Genomic DNA, 20,724 nt, shown 5'->3' on the forward strand with positions numbered 1-20,724 from the left:
CAGGGGTCCCGGGCGACTCACGGGAGTCCCAGGGCATTCTCAGGTAAGACTCAGGTGAGAGATTTAGCCTCCCTTGACCATGGAGACCGACTGTACGACTCACGACTCGGCAGCCTCTGAGGCGGCAGCCGCCCGGCCGAGTGCCCCCGCGCCGCTGCCCGTCGGCACCCGGCTGCTGCACATCGGCCCGCACAAGACCGGGACCACCGCGATCCAGGGCGCCCTGTTCGCCGCGAAGGACGCGATGGCCGGGCACGGTGTCGACTTCCCGGCCCACAGCAGGCACCCCATGGAAGCGGCCCTCGCGGTCTGCGCCCGGCCCGGGATGATGGGCAACACCAAGCCCACCGAGGGCCACTGGAAGCGGCTCGTCGACGCGGTGCACGCCACCGGGAAGCGCACCTCGGTGGTCAGCAGCGAGTTCTTCGCCGACGCGCCCGACGACGAGACGATCGCGCGGCTCGTCGACGACCTCGGCCGGGACCAGGTGCACGTCCTGGTCACCCTGCGCCCGCTGGCGAAGATCATGCCCTCGCAGTGGCAGCAGTACGTGCAGAACGGTCTGCGCATGGGCTACGAGAGCTGGCTCGATCACATGCTGCGCAAGGCCCCGTACGAGAAGCCCAATCCGAGCTTCTGGCGCCGCCACCGCCACGACCGGCTCGTCGAGCGCTGGGTGCGGGTCGTCGGTGCCGAGAACGTCACCGTCGTCGTGGTCGACGACCGCGACCGCGGCGGTCTGATGCGCACCTTCGAATCCCTTCTCGGTCTGCCCGAGGGTTTTCTGGCGCCGGTGCCGGACACGGCCAATCGCTCGCTCACCCTCGCCGAGACCGAAATGCTGCGCAAACTCAATATGGAGTTCCGCGGTAATGGGCTGCCCGACGAGGTCTATTCCAAGTTGGTGCGCAACGGCGCCGTCATGCATATGAAGAACACCTGCCGCCCCGCCCCCGACGACGCGCGGATCACCACGCCCCGGTGGGCGCTGGAGGCGGCCGCCGGTATCGGCGCGGAGATGGCCGAGCGGATCGGCACCATGGGCGTACGGGTGCTCGGCGACCCGGCGCTGCTGTCCGCCGTGCCCGTCACCGACACCGGGAGCGGGAGCGGGAGCGGGAGCGGGGGCGAGAGTGCGGAGGGGACGGAGCCGCTGCGGATCGACCCGGAGGTGGCGGCCCACGCGTTGTACGGGGCGCTCGCCGTGGTGGCCGCGACTCCCGTGGGAACGTCCGCCCCGGTGCGTTCGGTTCACCAGACCTCGTCCAAGGAACTCGTCCGGGTCCTCGGCCATCGGGTGCTCAGGCGTCTGAAGCGGACATAGCCGCCGCGGGCCGCGCGAAGAAAACGTACAAAAACCGTGTGGAGTTACTCACAGCAAATCCGGACAATACGGTCCTGATTCCAGGGGTCGCCTGCCTGCAAGGTGAATAAATGGTTGCGCGCACATATGCAGCAGAGGTCGCTCACCTTGCATGGCGGTAACGGTAAGTGGGAACATTCCAAGGTTCCCTGTCGCCCCAAGGTAGGTCACCTGTGTCTGAGCACAATGCCAAGCCCCGTACCACCGCAGTGATCCTGGCCGGCGGCACCGGTCAGCGCGTGGGTCTGTCGATTCCGAAGCAGCTGCTGAAGATCGCCGGCAAGGCGGTCATCGAACACACGCTGACCACCTTCGAAGCGGCCGACTCGATCGACGACATCATCGTGCTGATGGCTCCGGGCTATGTGCCGGACGTCGAGAAGATCGTCGCGAAGGCGGGGCTGAAGAAGGTCACCAAGGTGATCGAGGGCGGCTCGACGCGGAACGAGACCACCGAGCGCGCGATCGCCGCGCTCGGCGAGGGCCTGGCCGAGGGCGAGGACGCCAACGTCCTCTTCCACGACGCCGTACGCCCGCTGCTGTCCGAGCGCGTGATCGACGACTGCGTGGCGGCGCTCGACCGCTACCAGGCCGTCGACGTCGCCATCCCGTCCGCGGACACGATCATCGTGACCCGCACCCACGGCGAGGACGGCGAGTTCATCACCGAGATCCCGGACCGCTCCCGGCTGCGCCGCGGCCAGACGCCCCAGGCGTTCAAGCTGTCCACGATCCGCCGGGCCTACGAGGTCGCGGCCGGTGACCCCAACTTCCAGGCCACCGACGACTGTTCGGTCGTACTGAAGTACCTGCCGGACGTGCCGATCCACGTCGTCGCGGGCGACGAGTACAACATGAAGGTCACCCAGCCCGTCGACGTCTTCATCGCCGACAAGCTCTTCCAGCTCGCCTCCACCGCCGCGCCCGAGCAGGCCGACGAGGCCGCCTACCGCGAGCTGCTCACCGGCAGGACCGTGGTGGTCTTCGGCGGTTCGTACGGCATCGGCAAGGACATCGCCGAACTCGCCGAGGGCTATGGCGCGAAGGCGTACGCGCTCGGCCGCTCGACCACCGGCACGCACGTCGAGAACCCGGAGGAGGTCGACGACGCGCTGTCCACGGCGTACGCCGAGACCGGGCGCATCGACTACGTCATCAACACCGCGGGCGTGCTGCGCATAGGCAAGCTCGCGGAGACGGACAACGCGACGATCGAGGAAGCGCTGAAGGTCAACTACCTGGCCCCGGTGCAGATCGCCCGCTCCGCGTACAAGTACCTCGCCGAGACCAAGGGCCAGCTGCTGCTCTACACCTCCAGCAGCTACACCCGCGGCCGCGCCGAGTACAGCCTCTACTCCTCCACCAAGGCCGCCATGGTGAACCTCACCCAGGCGCTGTCCGACGAGTGGGCCGGCGACGGCATCCGCGTCAACTGCATCAACCCGGAGCGCACCGCGACCCCGATGCGCACCAAGGCCTTCGGCCAGGAGCCCGCGGGCACGCTGCTCTCCTCCGAGGCGGTCGCGCACACCTCGCTCGACGTCCTCGTCTCCGAACTCACCGGTCATGTCATCGACGTGCGCCAGCAGGACCCGACGGCCGGTGCCGACCGGGGTTCCGGCTTCGAGGCGGCGCTGGCCGGCGTGCTGGACCGTCAGGACGGCGTGGCATAATTAACTTCAATTAGTTTTCTGGAATTCAGGCCTCTGTTGGCGCGAGTTTGCCGCGCATTCACAGAGGCCTGAGTCCTTAAGGGTCTTTTCGGTAATCATTAGTACCAAAACCGGCACTCACCCCTCAAGAGCAGGTTTCTTCGTGATATCCACCGCTATACGCGTTGCCCGGGTGGGCAGTGCCGCCGAGCTGGCCGCGGCGGCCCTCATGATGCTGGGCTTCCCCTGCCTGATGCTGGCCGCGCTCCTGCCGAGCGTCGGCGCCTTCGCCGCCGCGGCCGCCGTGACGTACCTGGCGGACCACTATCTGCACCGCCGCGGCAGCTATCTGATCAACCGCCTCAGCAAGGTGCGTGCCGGTCTGTCCATCAGATTCCTGGTGCGACAGCTGCTGCTGGTCCTGCTCCTGGCGCGCCTCGACCTGTCCGACAGCATGGTCTTCTACGCGTCGATCGCGTGCTTCCTCGCCTTCTACGGCTTCCAGGCCCCGCACAGCGCGCTGGTCACGCTGATCCGCCTGCGCCGCAAGATGCCGGTCGCCACCCGCAACGTCGACCTGGCCTCGCGCATCCGCATCCCGGACGCCCCGCCGCGCGCGCTGCTGGACCGGGCCGCCGAGAAGATGCTCCACCTCGACCTGATCGCGGTCGTCGGCATCCTCGTCACCGCGGCCACCGACACCGACGTGTACGGCTTCGTGGGCATCGCGGTGACCCTGGCGCTGGCGTTCGTCTACGTCGTCGCGCTCGTCCCCTACGTCCGCGGCAGGAAGACCCCGCCGAACGCGGACAAGGTGCTCGCGGCGGTCGACGGCTGGCTGCGCGAGTACCGCCCGGGGACGGCGCTGTACTTCTCGGGCTCCAAGGACTCGGCGTACCAGCTCAACATGTGGCTGGAGACGATGGAGCAGCTGGACACCCGGCCGCTGATCCTGCTGCGCGAGCGCGCCATCCTGGAGCGCATGGCGCCCACCACCGTGCCGGTCATCTGCGTGCCCGGAGGGGTGCACCTGATGAACATGGACCTGTCCACGGTGCGCGTCACGCTGTACGCGGCGAACGTCGGCAAGAACATCCACATGCTGCGCGTCCCGACCATGAAGCACGTCTTCATCGGCCACGGCGACAGCGACAAGCTCGCCAGCGTCAACCCCTTCAGCAAGGCGTACGACGAGGTGTGGACCGCCGGCCGCGCGGGCCGCGACCGCTACGCCATCGCCGACGTCGGCGTCCGTGACGAGGACATCGTCGAGGTCGGCCGCCCGCAGCTCGCCCCGATCCAGACCTGGCAGGGCGCAGCGGACGGTCCCCGCGACGGAGCCGCCGACGGACGCTGCCCGACGATTCTGTACGCGCCCACCTGGGAGGGCTGGGACGACAACCCGGGCAACACCTCGATCCTGTTGGCGGGCGCGAACATCGTTCGTCGCCTGGTCGAGGCCGACCCGCCCGTCCGCGTCCTCTATAAGCCGCACCCCTTCACCGGCACCCGCAGCACCCGGGCCAAGGCCGCGCACGAGAAGATCGTCGCGCTGGTCGAGAAGGCGGCCGCCGAGCGCGCCGCCGACCCGCGGTTCACGGTCGACGCGGCGGCCCAGAGTGCGGCCAGGGCCGAGCTGGCCCGCATCGAGGCCCGTATCGAGAAGCTGACCGGCGTCACCGAGAGCGGCGACGAGGCCGAGGCCACCCGCGACGGTCTGGTCGACACGGCCGCGCACGCCGAGGTCGCCCGTCTGCGCGCCGAGTGGAACGACGCCCACTGGCAGTCCTTCGGCAGCTGGGAGCACCGCGTGGTCACGGGCGCCGAGCCGCGCCTGTACGACTGCTTCAACGTCTCCGACGCGATGGTCTCGGACATCTCCAGCGTGGTCTCCGACTTCATCGCGAGCGGCAAGCCGTACGCGGTCACCGACTCCGCGGAGCTGGGCGTGGAGGAGTTCCTGCGGCAGAACACCGCGGTGCGCGCCGCGGTGATCCTGTCCAACTCGGCGAGTGAGCTGGGCGAACTGCTCGCGGCGGTCGCCGACCCGTCCTCCGACACGATGGCCGCCGACCGCCGGGAGCTCAAGGAGTATCTGCTCGGCCCCGACGACCCGACGTCGATCGACCAGTTCAACGCGGCGGTGCGCGACCTCGCGAAGAAGTCCCGGGCACGCAACCACGGCCAGGAGACGGGCGCTTCGGCCGCCGCCGTGGAGCCGGCGAACGCGCTTCCCGGCCAGCGGACGGCCACGGCGGACGAGACGGCGGGCGGTACGGCCGTGAAGGGCTGAGTCGTGAAGAGCTCAGTCGTGAAGGGCTGAGCCACTCCGCCCGCCCCCGTAGTGACAGGGCCTGGCCCCGAGGAGCATCTCGGGGCCAGGCCCTGTGCCCGTTCCCGTTCCTGATATGCCTATGAAGCGCGTCACACTTGAGGTGTGGTCGGGCAACCTACTCGCACATTCAATCGTCTTTCAGGTAGCCCTTGGGTGATACAGAGGGAAATGTTCGGATGACAATGGAGAACGTGACCGTGACGCAGCCTGATGTGAGCGTGATCATCGGGGCGTACGAGGCCATGCCCTACCTGGTCAAGTGCCTGGAGTCGGTGGAGGCACAGACGCTCGACGCCGCGCGTATCGAGGTGATCGCCGTCGACGACGGGTCGAAGGACGGCACCGGTGAGTACCTCGAAGAGTTCGCGGAGCGTGCGGCCATGTCTGTCACGGTGATCCGGCAGGCCAACTCGGGCGGCCCCAGCGGTCCGCGCAACGTCGGCCTCGGCAAGGCCCGCGGACGCTATGTCTTCTTCCTGGACGCCGACGACTACTTCGGCCCCGAGGCCCTGGAACGCATGGTCACCATGGCCGACGCGCAGGGCACGGACGTCGTACTCGGCAAGGTCATCGGCGTCAACCGCAACGCCCCCAAGTCGATGTGGGGCAAGACCCTGCCCCGTACGGACGTCTTCTCCTCGCAGATCAAGTTCACGCTCAGCGCGCAGAAGCTGTTCCGGCGCGAGCTGCTCACCCGGCACGACATGCACTTCGACGAGTCGCTGAAGACCGGCGAGGACGCCCTCTTCACCATGGAGGCCTACCTCCGCGCCGACGGCGTCTCCGTCGTCGCCGACTACGAGTGCTACTACCTGGTCGGCCGCGACGACGGCAAGCACGTGACCAAGAGCGGCAGCTACACCCTGCGCTTCGACTCCGCCCGCGCCCTGATGGAGCTGATCGCCGAGCACCTGCCCGCGGGCAAGCGCCGCGACGGCCTGATGGTCCGGCCCTTCCTGGTCACCCTGCTCCCGCAGTTCGGGCCCGTCTTCCTCAGAGACGGCGAGGAGGTCAGACAGAACAAGCTCGCGCTGGCCAAGCCGCTGATCGACGCGTACTGGACCGAGGGGGTCGCGGACCGCCTCAAGGTCAACGAGCGGCTCCGGGTGAACCTGGCCGGGCAGGGCCGGAGCGACCTCCTGGTCGACGTCCTGGACTTCATCAAGAAGAAGAAGGCGCCCACGCTCCACGTGGACCCCCGCAGCCGCAAGGCCTATCTCGGCTACCCGCACTTCCGCGACAAGGACGCGCCGCTCCCGGACAGCTGGTTCATCCCGACCTCGCGCGAGACGGTCACCATCGAGAGCTTCAAGTTCGCCCCCGCCGCCCACTTCCCCGGCATGCGCACCGTCCGCAAGGTGGCGCGCAAGGTGCTGGGTCCGCGCCGCGCGGGCTGACGGGAACGCCAACGCCCGTTCCGTGGCCCGAGGGGCATGCGGAACGGGCACTCGTACGCCTGCCGGGGCCCGATGCCGGCCCAGTGGCCTACTGGCGCCCGGACCGCAGGGCCTTCCGCAGCGGGCGCCCCTCGCGGAAGCCCATGTCCTTCAGATACCGCTGGGTGAACTCGCCGCGCACCCCGATGGACGCGCTGCGGTCGAGCACCGCGGCGACGAACTCCCGGACGGCCGGCTCCATCGGCTTCAGCCGAACGAGGGCCGGAACGCCTTGGCCGGCGGAATGACGAAGGCGTCGTACTCCTCGTTGATCCGGCCCGCGGCGGCGACGTCGGTGCGGATGCCGTTCGACACGACCTCGGCGCGGGGCGTTTCGAGGATCTTGTGCGCCGCGTCGCTGAAGATCAGGTTGCCCGCGTTGGTGGCGATGACGTCCTTCAACTTGTATTTGCTTCATCTTTAAGTTCCATGACGAACTCGCACAACCGTTTTTGCCTGCGCATCACGTGAGCGAGCACTGCGCGGCGGTGTCCCGACTGCTGGACGAACGGGCATCAACCGCTCCCCTTCGCGTAGATTGCCGGGCGGGACGGCCGGACCGACGCGAGGGGGCGCACCGCAGGTGGCAGGGCAGGCGGCAGAGGCAAGGCAGGCTGTGGCGGGAGCCCACAGGATCGTCGTCAAGGTGGGTTCCTCGTCGCTGACCACGGCCGCGGGCGGCCTCGACGCCGACCGCGTCGACGCGCTCGTCGACGTCCTCGCCAAGCGCCGCAGCGGCGGCGAGAAGGAGATCGTCCTCGTCTCCTCCGGTGCCATCGCGGCCGGCCTCGCCCCGCTGGGCCTGCGCCGCCGCCCCAAGGACCTGGCCCGCCAGCAGGCCGCCGCGAGCGTCGGCCAGGGCCTTCTGGTCGCCCGCTACACCGCCTCCTGCGCCCGTCACGGCATCCGGGTCGGCCAGGTGCTCCTCACCTCCGACGACACCCGTCGGCGCGCCCACCACCGCAACGCCGCCCGCACCCTCGACAAGCTCCTCGCGATGGGCGCCCTGCCGGTCGTCAACGAGAACGACACGGTCGCCACGGACGAGATCCGCTTCGGCGACAACGACCGGCTCGCCGCCCTCGTCGCCCACCTCGTACGGGCCGATCTGCTGGTCCTGCTCTCCGACGTGGACGGTGTGTACGACGGCGACCCCAGCAAGCCCGGTACCTCCCGGATAGCGGAAGTGCACGGTCCGGACGATCTCGCGCACGTCGACATCGGCAGCGCGGGCAAGGCCGGCATCGGCACCGGCGGCATGGTCACCAAGGTCGAGGCGGCCCGGATCGCGGCCGCCGCGGGCATTCCCGTCGTGCTCACCTCCGCCGTGCACGCCGCCGACGCGCTCGCGGGCGGGGACACCGGCACGTACTTCCACCCCACCGGCAAGCGCTCCGCCGACCGGCTGCTGTGGCTGCAGCACGCCTCGACCCCGCAGGGCGCGCTCGTTCTGGACGACGGGGCCGTGCGCGCGGTCGTCGACCGGCGCACCTCGCTGCTGCCGGCGGGCATCGCGGCCGTCGAGGGCGACTTCACCGCGGGCGACCCGGTCGAACTGCGCGACAGCACCGGCCGGGCGGTCGCCCGAGGCCTGGTGAACTTCGACGCCAAGGAGATTCCCCAGCTCATCGGGCGCTCCACCCGAGAGCTGGCGCGCGAGCTGGGACCGGCGTACGAACGCGAGGTCGTACACAGGGATGACCTGGTGCTCCTGCATCCGTAAGACGGCTGTTCCGCACCACCTCCGAAACAGCTGTCCAGTACACCCGTAAACGGCCGATTCCGAGGCCCCCGCTGGGGGACGTTGTGTAAAAGCGCCACACGGAGGCTCCCCACCTGCTCAACTTTGTTGCAGGGAGACACCGGGATTCAGTACGACCATGTGCGTAAAGGAGGCCGTCGTGAGACAAGTGCGCCCTGGGGCGGCGGCGTCCCGCGGCGGTGCCGCCTCCCGTGCGGGCGGGGCCGCTTCGCGCGCGGGAGGCGCGGCTTCCCGTCCGGCGGGTGCCACCTCCCGTCCGGCGGGCGAGGAACGGGCGTTGACGAGCGTCGCGGCCGGAGAGACGTACGAGGGCGGGAAGCCCGCCGACCAGCCCCGGCTGTGGCACGTCACGCTGAGCGTCTCGGGCGGCGAGGCCCCCCTGAAGGAGGTCCGGCGCGCCCTCGAACAACTGGCCCACGACCACCCCTTCCTGCTGACCAGCCGGTATGCCAACGACCACGCCGAGATCCGCTACTGGGAAGAGGCCCGCGATCTGCACGACGCGGCGGCCGTCGCCCTGCGGCTGTGGGGCGAGCACCGCCAGACCGCCAAGCTCCCGCCCTGGGAGATCGTCGGCCTGGAGGTCATCGACCGCGGGACGTACCACCAGCGGATCGCGGAGGGATATGGACCGCTTCCGGCCACTCCCGTAGGAGTCCACCCCTTTTGAGGGTGTCTCGGGGTGTGGGACACGGGCTGGACGGGCTCGTCCGGCGCACTACCCTTCCGATATGACCACGCTCTCGCCGTACGACGCCATGTCCCCGGTCACCCAGGCCGCCTACCGTGCGAAGGCCGCCGCCGCCGACCTCGCGCCCATGCCGCGGGCCGAGAAGGACGACGCGCTGCTCGCGATCGCGGACGCGCTGGAGGTCCGTACGAGCGAGATCGTCGCGGCCAACGCCAAGGACATCGCGCGTGCCCGTGAGGCCGGGACCAGCGAGACCGTCATCGACCGGCTCACGCTGACCCCCGAACGCGTACGCGCCATCGCCTCGGACGTGCGGGACGTGGTCTCGCTGCCCGACCCGGTCGGCGAGGTCGTCCGCGGCTCCACCCTTCCGAACGGCATCGACCTGCGCCAGGTCCGCGTCCCGCTCGGCGTCGTCGGGATCATCTACGAGGCCCGCCCGAACGTCACGGTCGACGCCGCCGCCCTCTGCCTGAAGTCCGGCAACGCGGTGCTGCTGCGCGGCTCGTCCTCGGCCTTCGAGTCGAACACCGCCCTCGTCCGCGTCCTGCGCGACGCCGTGGGCGGCGCCGGACTGCCCGCCGACGCCGTCCAGCTCGTGCCCGGCGAGGGCCGCGAGTCGGTGCGCGAGCTGATGCGCGCCCGGGGCCTGGTCGACGTCCTCATCCCGCGCGGCGGCGCCTCGCTGATCCGTACGGTCGTCCAGGAGTCCACCGTCCCCGTCATCGAGACCGGCACCGGCAACTGCCATGTGTACGTCGACGCCAACGCCGACCTCGACATGGCGATCGACATCCTGATCAACTCCAAGGCCCAGCGCCCCAGCGTCTGCAACTCCGCCGAGACGCTCCTCGTGCACCAGGACATCGCCCCCGAGTTCCTGCCGCGGGCCCTGGACGCCCTCGCAGACGCCGGGGTCACCGTGCACGCCGACGAGCGCGTCCTCGCCTACGCCAAGGACTCCAAGGCCACCGTCGTCGAGGCCACGCCGGAGGACTGGGAGACCGAGTACCTCTCGTACGACATCGCCGCCGCCGTCGTCGACTCGCTCGACCGGGCCGTCGAACACATCCGGCTGTGGACCTCCGGCCACACCGAGGCCATCGTCACCACCTCGCAGCAGGCCGCCCGCCGCTTCACCCAACTGGTGGACTCCACCACGGTCGCCGTGAACGCCTCGACCCGCTTCACCGACGGCGGCCAGTTCGGCTTCGGCGCCGAGATCGGCATCTCCACGCAGAAGCTGCACGCGCGGGGTCCGATGGGGCTGCCGGAGCTGACGAGCACCAAGTACATCGTCACGGGTGACGGACACATCCGGCGCTGAGCCCGTGCTCCGCGTGAGCCGCGTCTCGTCTGGCGGATGAATTTCCATACCGTCTGCCCAAAATGACCCCCCAGGTCTACTCTGGATCCGTGCCGGAGGACGTGGGGGGCACGCCGTTCCCTGACGGCTGGGAGCCCGACGACAACCGCGACCGCGGGGGTGCGGACGAAGAGTTCGCCTCCGTGGTCTTCGACGAGGACTTCGTACGGGCAGCGGTGATCCATGAGCCGACCGCCGTCGAACGCCTCCTAGCAGCCGCGCAGGCCCGCGCCGAGGCCTCCGAGGCCGAGGCGCGCCGGACGCATTCCCGGGGTGCCCGCGGCGACGACGAGCGCTACGAGGACGGTTTCGGGCCCGACGGCCATGGCGATTTCGGCCATGACGCGGATCTGGACGACCTCGACGACACCGAGGTCCTGGAGGGCCGCTACGGAGCGCCGGGCTCGTACCGCCGCTATGGCAGATACGGCCGATACGGCAGGGCCTACGGAACACAGGCCCGCTGGCACCGTCCGGTCGCCTGGGTGCTCGCTCTGGTGATGGGCATCGGCATGGTCGCCCTTGCCTTCACGGCGGTCTACCGGGGGTCCTCCCCGGGCCGTCAGGACCAGGTCCCGCCACCCGCCTCGACGGGCCTCGAACAAGGCCAGGAGAAGGTCACCGGCACCGCACCCTCCGCTTCGGCCGACTACTCCCAGCCGGCCGTGTCGGCGGTCCCCCGGACACCGTGACCCCGGCGACGCCGACAACCTTTCGAACATCCTGACGATCCCCGGTGATCCTTGGTGATCCCCGGTGATCCGTGACGACCCCTGGCGATCCTGGTGAGAACCTGTCAGAACTTGTCGTGTACCAGGGCGTTTATCAGGGCCCCCGGAGACCTACTCTGAAGGTATGGGCGGGCCTGGAGACCCACCAGAGGGGACACCCGAGGGCGCTCCCACCGGTGGAGAGGACGAGTACCGATCCGTCGTCTTCGACGAGTCGTTCGTCCGGGCTGCGCGTCTTCAGGAGTCTTCCGCGCAGGAGCGCATGGCCGACCACGCCCCGGCCGTACGCCGCCGTCCCACCCTCCAGCGCGGTCTGTCCCGGCAGGCACTGATCCTGGTCCTGCTGATCGCCGTCGCCTTCGGCACCGCGATCTACATGGGCGTCCGCCACCCGTACCAGACCCCGCTCGCCCAGCCCCCCGAACCGCTGCGGATGACCGTCATACCGCTCGCGCCCCAGACCGCGGTGCCCGGGGCCACGAACGCCGAGGATCTGTACACGCACAGCCCCGCCGCCCAGTTCCGCATCGGAGCCGACGGCATCACACTGCCCACCTACCGGCGCACCGCGCACTTCTCCGACAGCCAGGTGGTCGCCGCCCTGACCACCGCCAAGGACTACGTCGTGAAGTCCGCGCTCGACCCGGAGGTGCTCACCGGCGCGACCAACCGGCCGGTACGGATCCTGCTCGACCCGGGGCAGCTCGACCAGTTCGACCAGAGCTTCGACCACCCGGCCGCCGACGGGCGGCACGCGCCGACCGGCTGGCTGGTCCGCCTCGACCCCTCCCGGGCCCGGCTCGCCGACCCCAGGATCCGGGTGCAGGGCACCCTGCAGGCCACCGAGGCCGACTCCAGCACCCTTGAAGTCGTCGCCGACCACACCGTCGTGTACGCCCTGCGGCCGACGGGCTCGGACACCGGGGCGAAGGTCTCCCTGTTCACCGTCCGGCGCGAGCTGCACTTCCGCTTCGACCGCGACGACCTGCGCATGCACCAGACCGAACTGGTCGTCTCCTACGTCCAGGCCGGGCCGCTCGCCTGCGCCGAGGACTCGGTGAGCCATCTGCGCCCGCTGCTCGTCGGACAGACCGCGAAGGCGGGCGGCCCGGCCGGCACCGACCCGTACGCGACGGACAGCGCGACAGCGCTGTGCGGCTCGCTGGCGACGAGCGCACAGCCGAAGGTGTGACCACAGCCGAAGGTGTGACCGTCAGTCCTCGTCGCCGGGGGCGCTGTCGCGGGGCGGCTGGTCCTTGGGCGAGGTCTGGTCCTTGGGTGCACCGCCGGCGAAGCCGCCGAAACCTCGCCGCACCCGGCCGCCGAGATCACCCGCACCGCCCGCGAGGTCGCTGACCAGCTTCATCAGCGGGTCCTTGGAGTTCTTCACATCGGTCGCGTAGCTCGACGCCGACTGCCGGAAGGAGTCCGAGACCGAGGTGTCCTTGTCCTCGCTGCGCCGCGGGTAGTGACCGTCCATGATCCGCTGGTAGTCGCGGGACTCGGCCCACTTCTTCAGCTCGGCGGCGCGCACGGTGGTGAAGGGGTGCGTGCGGGGGAGGGTGTTGAGGACCTTGAGCACGGAGTCGCGCAGGTCGCCCCCGGCCTCGTACTCATCGGCCTGTGCGAGGAACGCGTCCACGTTCATCTCGTGCAGGTGGTTGCCTCCCGCGAGCTTCATCAGGCCGCGCATCGAGGCCCTCAGATCCTGCCCGACAAGGAGCCCCGCCCGGTCGGCGGACAGCTCCGACTTGCGGAACCACTCGCGCAGCGCGGTCACGATCGCCATGATCGCGAGGTTGCCCAGCGGGATCCAGGCCACCCGGAGCGCCAGGTTGGTCAGGAAGAGCAGGATGGTGCGGTAGACGGCGTGGCCGGACAGCGCGTGGCCGACCTCGTGCCCCACGACGGCCCGCATCTCCTCCTCGTCCAGCAGCTCGACGAGCCCGGTCGTCACGACGATGATCGGCTCGTCCAGACCGATGCACATCGCGTTCGGCTGCGGGTCCTGGGTGACGTACATCGGCGGGACCTTCTCCAGGTCCAGGATGTGACAGGCGTCCCGCAGCATGGCGTTGAGGTGCGCGAACTGGGCGTCCGAGACGCGCACCGAGTCGGACAGGAACAGCAGCCGCAGGCTGCGCTCGGGCAGCAGACCGCTCAGGGCCTTGAAGACCGTGTCGAAGCCGCTGAGCTTGCGCAGGGTCACCAGGGCCGAGCGGTCCGCCGGGTGTTCGTACGCGCGCGAGGAGATCCCCTCGAAGCGCCTGCGCTGCCTGCTCGGCACGCTCTCGTGCCCGTTCTCGGGACTGCTGTCGGGGCTGTTGTCGTGCCCGTTCTGCTGGTGGCTGTCGTCGGACATGTCTTCCCCCATGTGCGTCTGAGTGCCCTATGTGCCCCCAAGGCACCGCCCAGCCTAGGCGGAGATACCGTTGACGGGCAGTACAGAGAAGGAGTCGTACGCCATGGAGCACATCCCCGCAGCCGCCTGGCTCACCGAGGCCGCCAGCGCGGCAGACAAGCAGGGCCCGGGCGATCTGCTCCGTGTCGTGCTGATCGTGATGATCGTCGGAGTGGTTCTCACGGCCTGGTTCCTGCTGCGGGGCTACAAGCGCGACGACTGAGGCGCCCGGCGGCCGGGGAGGCCGGAGCAACCGGCGTCCCCAACGGCGGAGTCGGCGTGATCGCGGACACGGCCCCCGCATACGATGGGCCGACGTCTTTATCCCGCCCACACCGGATAGGTCCTGCCGAGATGAGCTTGCACAGCACTGCCGCACAGTTGGTCACCGTTGCTGCCGAGGGCGAGCAGGGGGGCAACCACGAGAGCCTCAGCCCGTTCCTGACCGGGGGCGGCGCTCTCTTCGTCCTGCTTCTGATGCTGTGGATCGTCACCCGCTTCAACCGCGACCGCTGAGCCCTTTCGGCCGCCCGCGGCCGTCCCCCGGGACCCTGTCGGGTGGAGCCCGTCGACCGGGCCGGTAGGGTCTGCACGCATGGGAGAGCAGGACATGCCTACCGGTCCGGCGAGTGACACGGAGAGCGGTGCCGTCGGCGGCGTCGCGGGTGACGCGCTCAGCGGCCCGGTGAGAGGCGGGGTCGGCCGGCTGATGACCGGCTCCGGGAACGGCCCCTCGAATCCGGGCAAGCGCCGCCTGGGCGTCATGGGCGGCACGTTCGACCCGATCCACCACGGGCATCTCGTGGCGGCCAGTGAGGTCGCCGCGCGGTTCCACCTCGACGAGGTGGTGTTCGTGCCGACCGGGCAGCCGTGGCAGAAGAGCGACAGCAAGGTCTCCCTGGCCGAGGACCGCTATCTGATGACGGTCATCGCCACCGCCGAGAACCCGCAGTTCTCGGTGAGCCGCATCGACATCGACCGCGGCGGCCCGACCTACACCACGGACACCCTGCGCGATCTGCGCGCCCTCAACCCCGACGCCGACCTCTTCTTCATCACCGGCGCCGACGCGCTCGGCCAGATCCTCACCTGGCGGTACGCGGAGGAACTGTTCTCCCTCGCGCACTTCGTCGGCGTCACCCGGCCCGGCCACACACTGACCGACCCGGGGTTGCCGGAGGGCGGCGTCTCGCTGGTCGAGGTTCCCGCGCTGGCCATCTCCTCCACAGACTGCCGTGCGAGAGTCGCCAAGGGCGATCCCGTCTGGTATCTGGTGCCGGACGGTGTAGTGCGCTACATCGATAAGCGTGAGCTGTACCGCGGCGAGTGAGGCGAGTAAGCCGAGAGGGGCACCGGTGAACGACCGATACGACGGATATGCGGGCGGCGACCAGTACGAGCTCGTCGGCTACGACGAGTTCGGGCAGCCCGTGTACCGGCAGGTGGCACCCCAACAGCCGCAGCAGTCCCAGCAGTCCCAGCAGTCCCAGCAGTCCCAGCAGTCCTACGACCCGTACGCGCAGCCACAGCAGCCTCAGGGCTACGGCTACGACCCCTACGCGTCCGGCGGACCCGGTGCGCCTGCCTATGACACCGGTCAGCAGCAGCCCGTGTCGTCGTACGACACCGGTCAGCAGACGGCCGTTCCCGCGTACGACCCCTATGACCCGTACGGCACCGGCGCACCCGGAGCCGCCGCGACGGCGACGTCGTACGACCCCTACGGGCAGACGGCGGCGCAGACGGCACCGCCGGCCCAGCCGACGCATGGGCAGACCGGACGGCGGCGGCAGGCCGGCCAGTCCCCGAGCGCGGCCGGAGCCGGGAGCGCGAGCACCGGGCAGCAGTCGCGGGTCGCCGAGCAGACCGCCTACATCCCGCAGCAGGCGCGCCCCGCGGAGGAGAGCGAGGGCCCGGCCGACCGGGACTACCACACCGAGCAGTTCGCCTTTATCGAGGAGCAGGAAGCCGAGTCCGAAGACGTCATCGACTGGCTGAACTTCACCGAGAACCGCACCGAGCGCCGCGAGGAGGCCAAGCGCCGCGCCCGGAGCAGGATCGTCGCCCTGGTCGTGGTGCTCGCCCTGGTCGCGGTCGGCGGTGTCGGCTACCTCTGGTACGCGGGCAAGCTGCCCGGCACCTCCTCGGGCGGCAAGTCCGCCGCGACGACGGCCACGGGCGCCCAGAACCGCGATGTGATCGTCATCCACCTGCACAACACGAAGGGCGGCGGCACCTCCACGGCGCTGCTCGTCGACAACACCACCACCAAGCAGGGCACCACCGTCCTGCTGCCCAACTCCCTTGCCCTGACGGACGACGACGGGTCGACGACCACGCTCGCCAAGTCCGTCGACGGCGACGGCTCCTCCGGCACCCGGGACGCGATCGACACGGTGCTCGGGACCAGCATCCAGGGCACCTGGCGTCTCGACACCCCCTACCTCAACAACCTCGTCGAACTCGTCGGCAACATCGACATCACCACCAACGCCGATGTGCCGGACCCCGATTCCGAGAAGAAGAGCGATCCGCCCCTCGTGAAGAAGGGCGAGGACCAGACCCTCAGCGGCAAGATGGCCGTCGCCTACGCCACCTACCGGGCCTCCGGCGAAGCCCAGAACGCGCAACTGGAGCGGTTCGGACAGGTCATGCAGGGCGTGCTGCGCAAGCTGTCCTCGGACAAGCAGGCCGCGACCACCACCGTGCAGACCCTGGCGCAGATCCTCGACCCCTCCCTGACCGACCAGGACCTCGGCGCCTTCCTCGCCAAGCTGGCGGACCTCGCCAAGGGCGGCGACTACAAGACGGCGCTGCTGCCCGTGCAGCAGAACGGCACCCTGAGCGAGAGCACCGCCAACAGCGTGGTCAAGGACGTCCTCGGTGGCACCGCCAAGAGCCCGGACGCCGGCGCCGCCGTCCGTGTCGGCGTCAAGAACGCCACCGGAAACAAGGACAGCACGGAGAAGGTCCGCGTCGTCCTGGTCAACGGCGGCTACACCTTCCTGGACTCCGGCACGGCGGCCACCGCGCAGAGCGTGTCCCAGGTCACGTACACCGACGCCGCCAGGAAGAACGACGCCGTCGAGGTCGCGAAGACCCTGGGCCTGCCCACCAGCAGCGTGAAGAAGGTCACGGGCACGTCCACCGCGGACGTCTCCGTGGTCCTCGGCCAGGACTACAAGGTGACCGCCTCCACGGGGTGATCACCGGGGTGATCGGCGCCACGCTCCGCGACTCCCGGGGCGTGGCCGCAGAAACGCGTGGGGTGCCGTCGGCGGTCCGTGAGACCCTTGAGTCATTACTGACCGCCGACCGAAAGCCGCGTAGTGACCGCCACGGACCGCTCCATCGAGCTCATCACCACCGCCGCGCAGGCGGCCGCCGACAAGCTCGCGCACGACATCATCGCCTACGACGTCAGCGACGTTCTCTCGATCACCGACGCCTTCCTGCTGGCGTCCGCCCCCAACGACCGTCAGGTCAAGTCGATCGTCGACGAGATCGAGGAGCGGCTGAACAAGGAGCTCGGCGTCAAGCCGGTGCGCCGCGAGGGCGACCGCGAGGCCCGCTGGGTGCTGCTCGACTACGTCGACATCGTGGTGCACGTGCAGCACAGCGAGGAGCGTGTCTTCTACGCCCTGGAGCGGCTGTGGAAGGACTGCCCGGAGCTGGACCTGCCCGCCGACGCCAAGGCCACCCGTGGCAAGGCCGCCGAGCACGCCAAGCTGCAGGCCGAGGAGGACTCCGTCGAATTCGGGGAGCTGCGGTGACCGCGGCGGGCGCCGAGGCGGCCAGGGCATCCGCCACGGGTGACGCCCAGGCGGGGCGACAGCCGACCGTCGCGGGCGTCGAGGCCGGGGAGAAGCCGGGCCGCGGCCGCCGCATCATCCTGTGGCGGCACGGCCAGACCTCCTGGAACGTGGATCGCCGCTTCCAGGGCACCACGGACGTCGAGCTCACCGAGACGGGCTTCGGCCAGGCCCGCCGCGCCGCCCGGCTGCTCGCCTCGCTGAAGCCCGACGCGATCGTCGCCTCGGACCTCCAGCGCGCCGCGAACACGGCCGCAGAGCTGTCCCTGCTCACCGAAATCGACGTCATCCACGACGAGGGCCTGCGCGAGACCTACGCGGGCGTCTGGCAGGGACTGACGCACGAGGAGATCATCGCCCGGTACGGCGACGAGTACGCCGCCTGGAAGCGTGGTGAGCCGGTGCGCCGCGGCGGTGGCGAACTGGAGTCCGAGGTCGCCGACCGCGCCGCCCCCGTGGTGCTGCGGCACGCCGACAAGCTCCCCGAGGACGGCACCCTCGTGGTGGTCAGCCACGGCGGCACGATCCGCACCACCATCGGGCGCCTGCTCGGTCTGGAGTCCCGGCACTGGGAGAGCCTCGGCGGCCTCTCCAACTGCTGCTGGTCCGTCCTCGGAGAGGGCGCCCGGGGCTGGCGGCTGCTGGAGCACAACGCCGGCACACTGCCGGAGCCGGTGCTCGGCGACGACGACTGAGACGACGACCGAGACGACGACTGAGACGACGACTGGGCGGCCCCTGTCCGGTCCCGGGGACCCGGCAGGACCGGATTTCACTTTCTGGCTGGTCGCAGGCTAAAGTTCTTCTTGTTCGCCCCGCCCGGCGGGAAGAACACAAGGGGCTATAGCTCAGTTGGTAGAGCGCCTGCATGGCATGCAGGAGGTCAGGAGTTCAATTCTCCTTAGCTCCACAGTTCAACTCTCTGGAGTTGTCGAAGCTCAGCAAAGATCAGTGATGAGGATCCCGTTCCCTTCAGGGGGCGGGATTTTTCATGTCCCGCTGGACATCGGTGACTCGTATGGTCATCTACGGTCATCGCATGTGACGGTGGACACAGCTGATCCCGCCGATTCGCCCGGGGAACGGGGGAGTTGATGGGTCTCGTGCCGCTCGCGACGGCCGCCCGGCTCGGTCGGCCGACCGCTCTCATGGCCTTCGGCGCACTCTTCTTGAACCGGCTTGAGTCACTTGGGCCCCGGGGGCGTATACATCTGCGGACGCGCTCCTCGTGTGCACGTATGCGCTGGCCGCGACGGCCACGTCGGGTGCTGTGTCCGGACTGGTACGAAGGCGTCGCTGACCGTATTGCTCCGGCCGTGGCAGAATCAAACGGCCGGAAGGGGGCGCGGCCCGACGGGAGGGAGAAGCGATGCCTGCGAGCATCCTCGAGGAGGTCGACGGTCTTCTCGAAGTGGCACAGCCATGCAGAAGAGCCACTCTCCTCGACTGCCCTTCCTGCGGATCCGCCCACGTCGCCCAGGTTCTCGGCGACAACGGCGGGATCTCCTACGTGTGCACGGCCTGCGGCCACAGCTGGAGCTGATCGATGGGTGCACACAGGCGGAAGTGCGATTGGTGCGGCAGTGGTACGCCGATCGTCCGCGACATGGAGCCGGTCAACCACGACTACCAGTACTGGTGCGAGGAGTGCGCACGGGCGCTGATCATAAAAGGCGACCCGATCGAGACGTACCGCGAGCTGGAGGGGGAGCCGATCTACGGCCGGCTCCTCGACGAGCACTGCACACTCAAACGGTTCTATTCGTTCGCGACAGCCTGACCCCGGCAAGGGCCAGGAAGGCGAATCCGGCTCCTACGTAGCAGGCCGACAACGTCAACTCGGTGCCGGTCTGCTGCAGTTCGAGCCTGCCCGGTCCGTGGGGTACCCACCACAGCGTGTACGCGCAGAAGGCGGGCGTCGTGGCGAGGGCGGCCGCCCGGCCGTGGGTTCCGAGGACGAGCACCATCGGCACACACCACACCCAGTGGTGCGACCACGACACGGGACTCACCAGCAGCGCCGTCACCGCGCAGGCGGACACCGCCCAGGCGCGCCGCCCGCGCAGTTCCGAGACCACGGCGACGGTGAGGCCCAGGATCCCCGCCACGGCCGCCGTGGCGATCCACCAGAGGCCAGGGTGCGTGGTGTGCAGCAGTCGGGCCAGCACCCCGCGCAGCGACTGGTTCGCGGTGTCCTCCACCAGCCCGACCCGGCCCGTCTCGAAGACCATGCGGCTCCAGAAGTGCCATGAGTCGCGCGGCAGGGCGGCGGCCGCCAGCAGCGTTGCCCCGGCGAACGCGACGGCCGCCCCGCGCGCGTGTCGCAGCCAGGGCCCGCCCCTGCCCCACCGCACATGTGCCGCGACACCCGTGATCAGCAGGAACAGCGCGAAGAGCGCCGGCGTCAGCTTGACCGCCGCCGCGAGCCCGATGCCCACCCCGGCCCAGCGATGCCCGGGCCGCCGTGTCAGGTCCCACAGCACCAGCACCCCGAGCAGCAGATTGACCTGGCCGTAGCGCAGCGTCGTCCACACCGGCTCGCACCACACGGCGACCGCGGACGCCGACCAGACGCTCCCCACGCGCGCGTGCTCGACGAGTCGCAGCGAGAGGGCCACGAACACCACGAGGAGGGCCAGGTTTCCGGCCGTCGCCAGCGTCCGCATGGTCGCCGTGTCCAGCAGCGTCAGCGGTGTGAACAGCAACGCCGCGAACGGAGGGTAGGTGGTCGGCAGATGGGCCTCGGTCGTGCGCAGCGCGTACAGGTCGCCGCCCGACCGTACGGTCTCGCCCTCCGCCCGGTACACCATCAGGTCGATCATCGACACATGCGCGGCCCGCTGCGCGCACCAGAAGGCCACGAAGGACAGTAGGCACGCCCCCAGAGCGACGGGTGCACGGTGGCGGGCACGGGGGAGCGCGATCACGGTCACGAAGGCCGACACTATCCTTCATGTCCGTATTGTCTGCACAGCTCGGAATCGATTTGGTGGTGCGCGGGGAGGACCGCTAATGTTGGCGAAGTCGCCGGGGAAACCGGGCGACACGGTCCATATGCGGCTTCGCCGCATGGCCGCGAGGGGCTATAGCTCAGTTGGTAGAGCGCCTGCATGGCATGCAGGAGGTCAGGAGTTCAATTCTCCTTAGCTCCACAGATATTGAAGGCGGGTCACCC

The 20,724-nt window shown here is 69.6% G+C and carries 19 protein-coding genes, 2 tRNA genes and 1 pseudogene; 19 read left to right on the forward strand and 3 right to left on the reverse strand.

Annotation, left to right across the window (positions count from 1 at the left end; all coding sequences use genetic code 11):
• Window positions 1-79 precede the first annotated feature (79 nt).
• The 4 genes from RV986_RS34680 (at window position 80) to RV986_RS34695 (ending at window position 6,747) form a co-directional block, all read left to right on the forward strand.
• Window positions 80-1,324 (forward strand): hypothetical protein, encoded by a 1,245-nt coding sequence (locus tag RV986_RS34680; protein ID WP_475921148.1) that lies wholly within the window; start codon window positions 80-82, stop codon window positions 1,322-1,324.
• Window positions 1,325-1,536: 212 nt separating this feature from the next.
• On the forward strand, window positions 1,537-3,036 hold the full coding sequence (locus tag RV986_RS34685) for a D-ribitol-5-phosphate cytidylyltransferase (RefSeq protein WP_475921149.1): 1,500 nt from the start codon (window positions 1,537-1,539) through the stop codon (window positions 3,034-3,036).
• Between the two features lie 142 nt (window positions 3,037-3,178).
• Entirely contained in the window at window positions 3,179-5,308 is a 2,130-nt protein-coding gene (locus RV986_RS34690; protein WP_475921150.1) for a hypothetical protein, read from the forward strand.
• A 233-nt stretch (window positions 5,309-5,541) separates the two neighbouring features.
• Window positions 5,542-6,747 (forward strand): glycosyltransferase family 2 protein, encoded by a 1,206-nt coding sequence (locus RV986_RS34695; RefSeq protein ID WP_475921151.1) that lies wholly within the window; start codon window positions 5,542-5,544, stop codon window positions 6,745-6,747.
• Window positions 6,748-6,877: 130 nt separating this feature from the next.
• Here the strand turns inward: RV986_RS34695 and RV986_RS34700 are convergent.
• Window positions 6,878-7,188: pseudogene (locus RV986_RS34700) on the reverse strand (polysaccharide pyruvyl transferase family protein); the annotation flags it as partial.
• Between the two features lie 214 nt (window positions 7,189-7,402).
• Here RV986_RS34700 and proB point away from each other — a divergent pair.
• The 5 genes from proB (at window position 7,403) to RV986_RS34725 (ending at window position 12,528) form a co-directional block, all read left to right on the forward strand.
• Window positions 7,403-8,509, forward strand: a complete 1,107-nt coding sequence (proB, locus tag RV986_RS34705) for a glutamate 5-kinase (RefSeq protein WP_475921152.1) — start codon at window positions 7,403-7,405, stop codon at window positions 8,507-8,509.
• 178 nt (window positions 8,510-8,687) lie between these two features.
• Window positions 8,688-9,218, forward strand: a complete 531-nt coding sequence (locus RV986_RS34710; RefSeq protein ID WP_475921153.1) for a hypothetical protein — start codon at window positions 8,688-8,690, stop codon at window positions 9,216-9,218.
• A gap of 61 nt (window positions 9,219-9,279) precedes the next feature.
• A complete protein-coding gene (locus RV986_RS34715) occupies window positions 9,280-10,566 on the forward strand; it encodes a glutamate-5-semialdehyde dehydrogenase (protein WP_475921154.1) in 1,287 nt (428 codons plus the stop codon).
• An 89-nt stretch (window positions 10,567-10,655) separates the two neighbouring features.
• Window positions 10,656-11,297: an SCO2584 family spore wall biosynthesis protein gene (locus tag RV986_RS34720; protein WP_475921155.1), complete on the forward strand. Its 642-nt coding sequence runs from the start codon at window positions 10,656-10,658 to the stop codon at window positions 11,295-11,297.
• A 163-nt stretch (window positions 11,298-11,460) separates the two neighbouring features.
• Window positions 11,461-12,528: an SCO2583 family membrane protein gene (locus RV986_RS34725; protein ID WP_475921156.1), complete on the forward strand. Its 1,068-nt coding sequence runs from the start codon at window positions 11,461-11,463 to the stop codon at window positions 12,526-12,528.
• Between the two features lie 21 nt (window positions 12,529-12,549).
• Here RV986_RS34725 and RV986_RS34730 read toward each other — a convergent pair whose 3' ends face one another.
• On the reverse strand, window positions 12,550-13,698 hold the full coding sequence (locus tag RV986_RS34730; RefSeq protein ID WP_475921157.1) for a M48 family metallopeptidase: 1,149 nt from the start codon (window positions 13,696-13,698) through the stop codon (window positions 12,550-12,552).
• 70 nt (window positions 13,699-13,768) lie between these two features.
• On the opposite strand from RV986_RS34730, the gene RV986_RS34735 reads away from it, so the two are divergent.
• From RV986_RS34735 to RV986_RS34775, 9 genes are all read left to right on the forward strand, one after another.
• Complete coding sequence (locus RV986_RS34735) at window positions 13,769-13,960, forward strand: hypothetical protein (RefSeq protein ID WP_475924744.1); 192 nt, start codon at window positions 13,769-13,771, stop codon at window positions 13,958-13,960.
• A 131-nt stretch (window positions 13,961-14,091) separates the two neighbouring features.
• Complete coding sequence (locus tag RV986_RS34740; protein ID WP_475921158.1) at window positions 14,092-14,253, forward strand: hypothetical protein; 162 nt, start codon at window positions 14,092-14,094, stop codon at window positions 14,251-14,253.
• 79 nt (window positions 14,254-14,332) lie between these two features.
• Window positions 14,333-15,067: a nicotinate-nucleotide adenylyltransferase gene (gene nadD / locus RV986_RS34745; RefSeq protein ID WP_475921159.1), complete on the forward strand. Its 735-nt coding sequence runs from the start codon at window positions 14,333-14,335 to the stop codon at window positions 15,065-15,067.
• Window positions 15,068-15,092: 25 nt separating this feature from the next.
• Window positions 15,093-16,943 (forward strand): LCP family protein, encoded by a 1,851-nt coding sequence (locus RV986_RS34750; protein ID WP_475921160.1) that lies wholly within the window; start codon window positions 15,093-15,095, stop codon window positions 16,941-16,943.
• Between the two features lie 123 nt (window positions 16,944-17,066).
• Entirely contained in the window at window positions 17,067-17,510 is a 444-nt protein-coding gene (gene rsfS, locus RV986_RS34755; protein WP_054231941.1) for a ribosome silencing factor, read from the forward strand.
• Between the two features lie 113 nt (window positions 17,511-17,623).
• Window positions 17,624-18,244: a histidine phosphatase family protein gene (locus RV986_RS34760; RefSeq protein WP_475924540.1), complete on the forward strand. Its 621-nt coding sequence runs from the start codon at window positions 17,624-17,626 to the stop codon at window positions 18,242-18,244.
• Window positions 18,245-18,386: 142 nt separating this feature from the next.
• A tRNA-Ala gene (locus tag RV986_RS34765) sits at window positions 18,387-18,459 on the forward strand.
• Window positions 18,460-18,918: 459 nt separating this feature from the next.
• Entirely contained in the window at window positions 18,919-19,092 is a 174-nt protein-coding gene (locus RV986_RS34770; protein ID WP_475921161.1) for a hypothetical protein, read from the forward strand.
• A gap of 3 nt (window positions 19,093-19,095) precedes the next feature.
• Entirely contained in the window at window positions 19,096-19,329 is a 234-nt protein-coding gene (locus tag RV986_RS34775) for a hypothetical protein (RefSeq protein WP_010986886.1), read from the forward strand.
• Here RV986_RS34775 and RV986_RS34780 read toward each other — a convergent pair.
• Complete coding sequence (locus RV986_RS34780) at window positions 19,298-20,482, reverse strand: glycosyltransferase 87 family protein (RefSeq protein ID WP_475921162.1); 1,185 nt, start codon at window positions 20,480-20,482, stop codon at window positions 19,298-19,300. The genes RV986_RS34775 and RV986_RS34780 overlap by 32 nt on opposite strands.
• 146 nt (window positions 20,483-20,628) lie before the next feature.
• Between RV986_RS34780 and RV986_RS34785 the strand changes: the two genes are divergently transcribed.
• Window positions 20,629-20,701 (forward strand) — tRNA-Ala (locus tag RV986_RS34785).
• The last annotated feature ends 23 nt before the right edge of the window (window positions 20,702-20,724 follow it).

It is taken from the genome of Streptomyces sp. RLA012, from assembly GCF_056270325.1.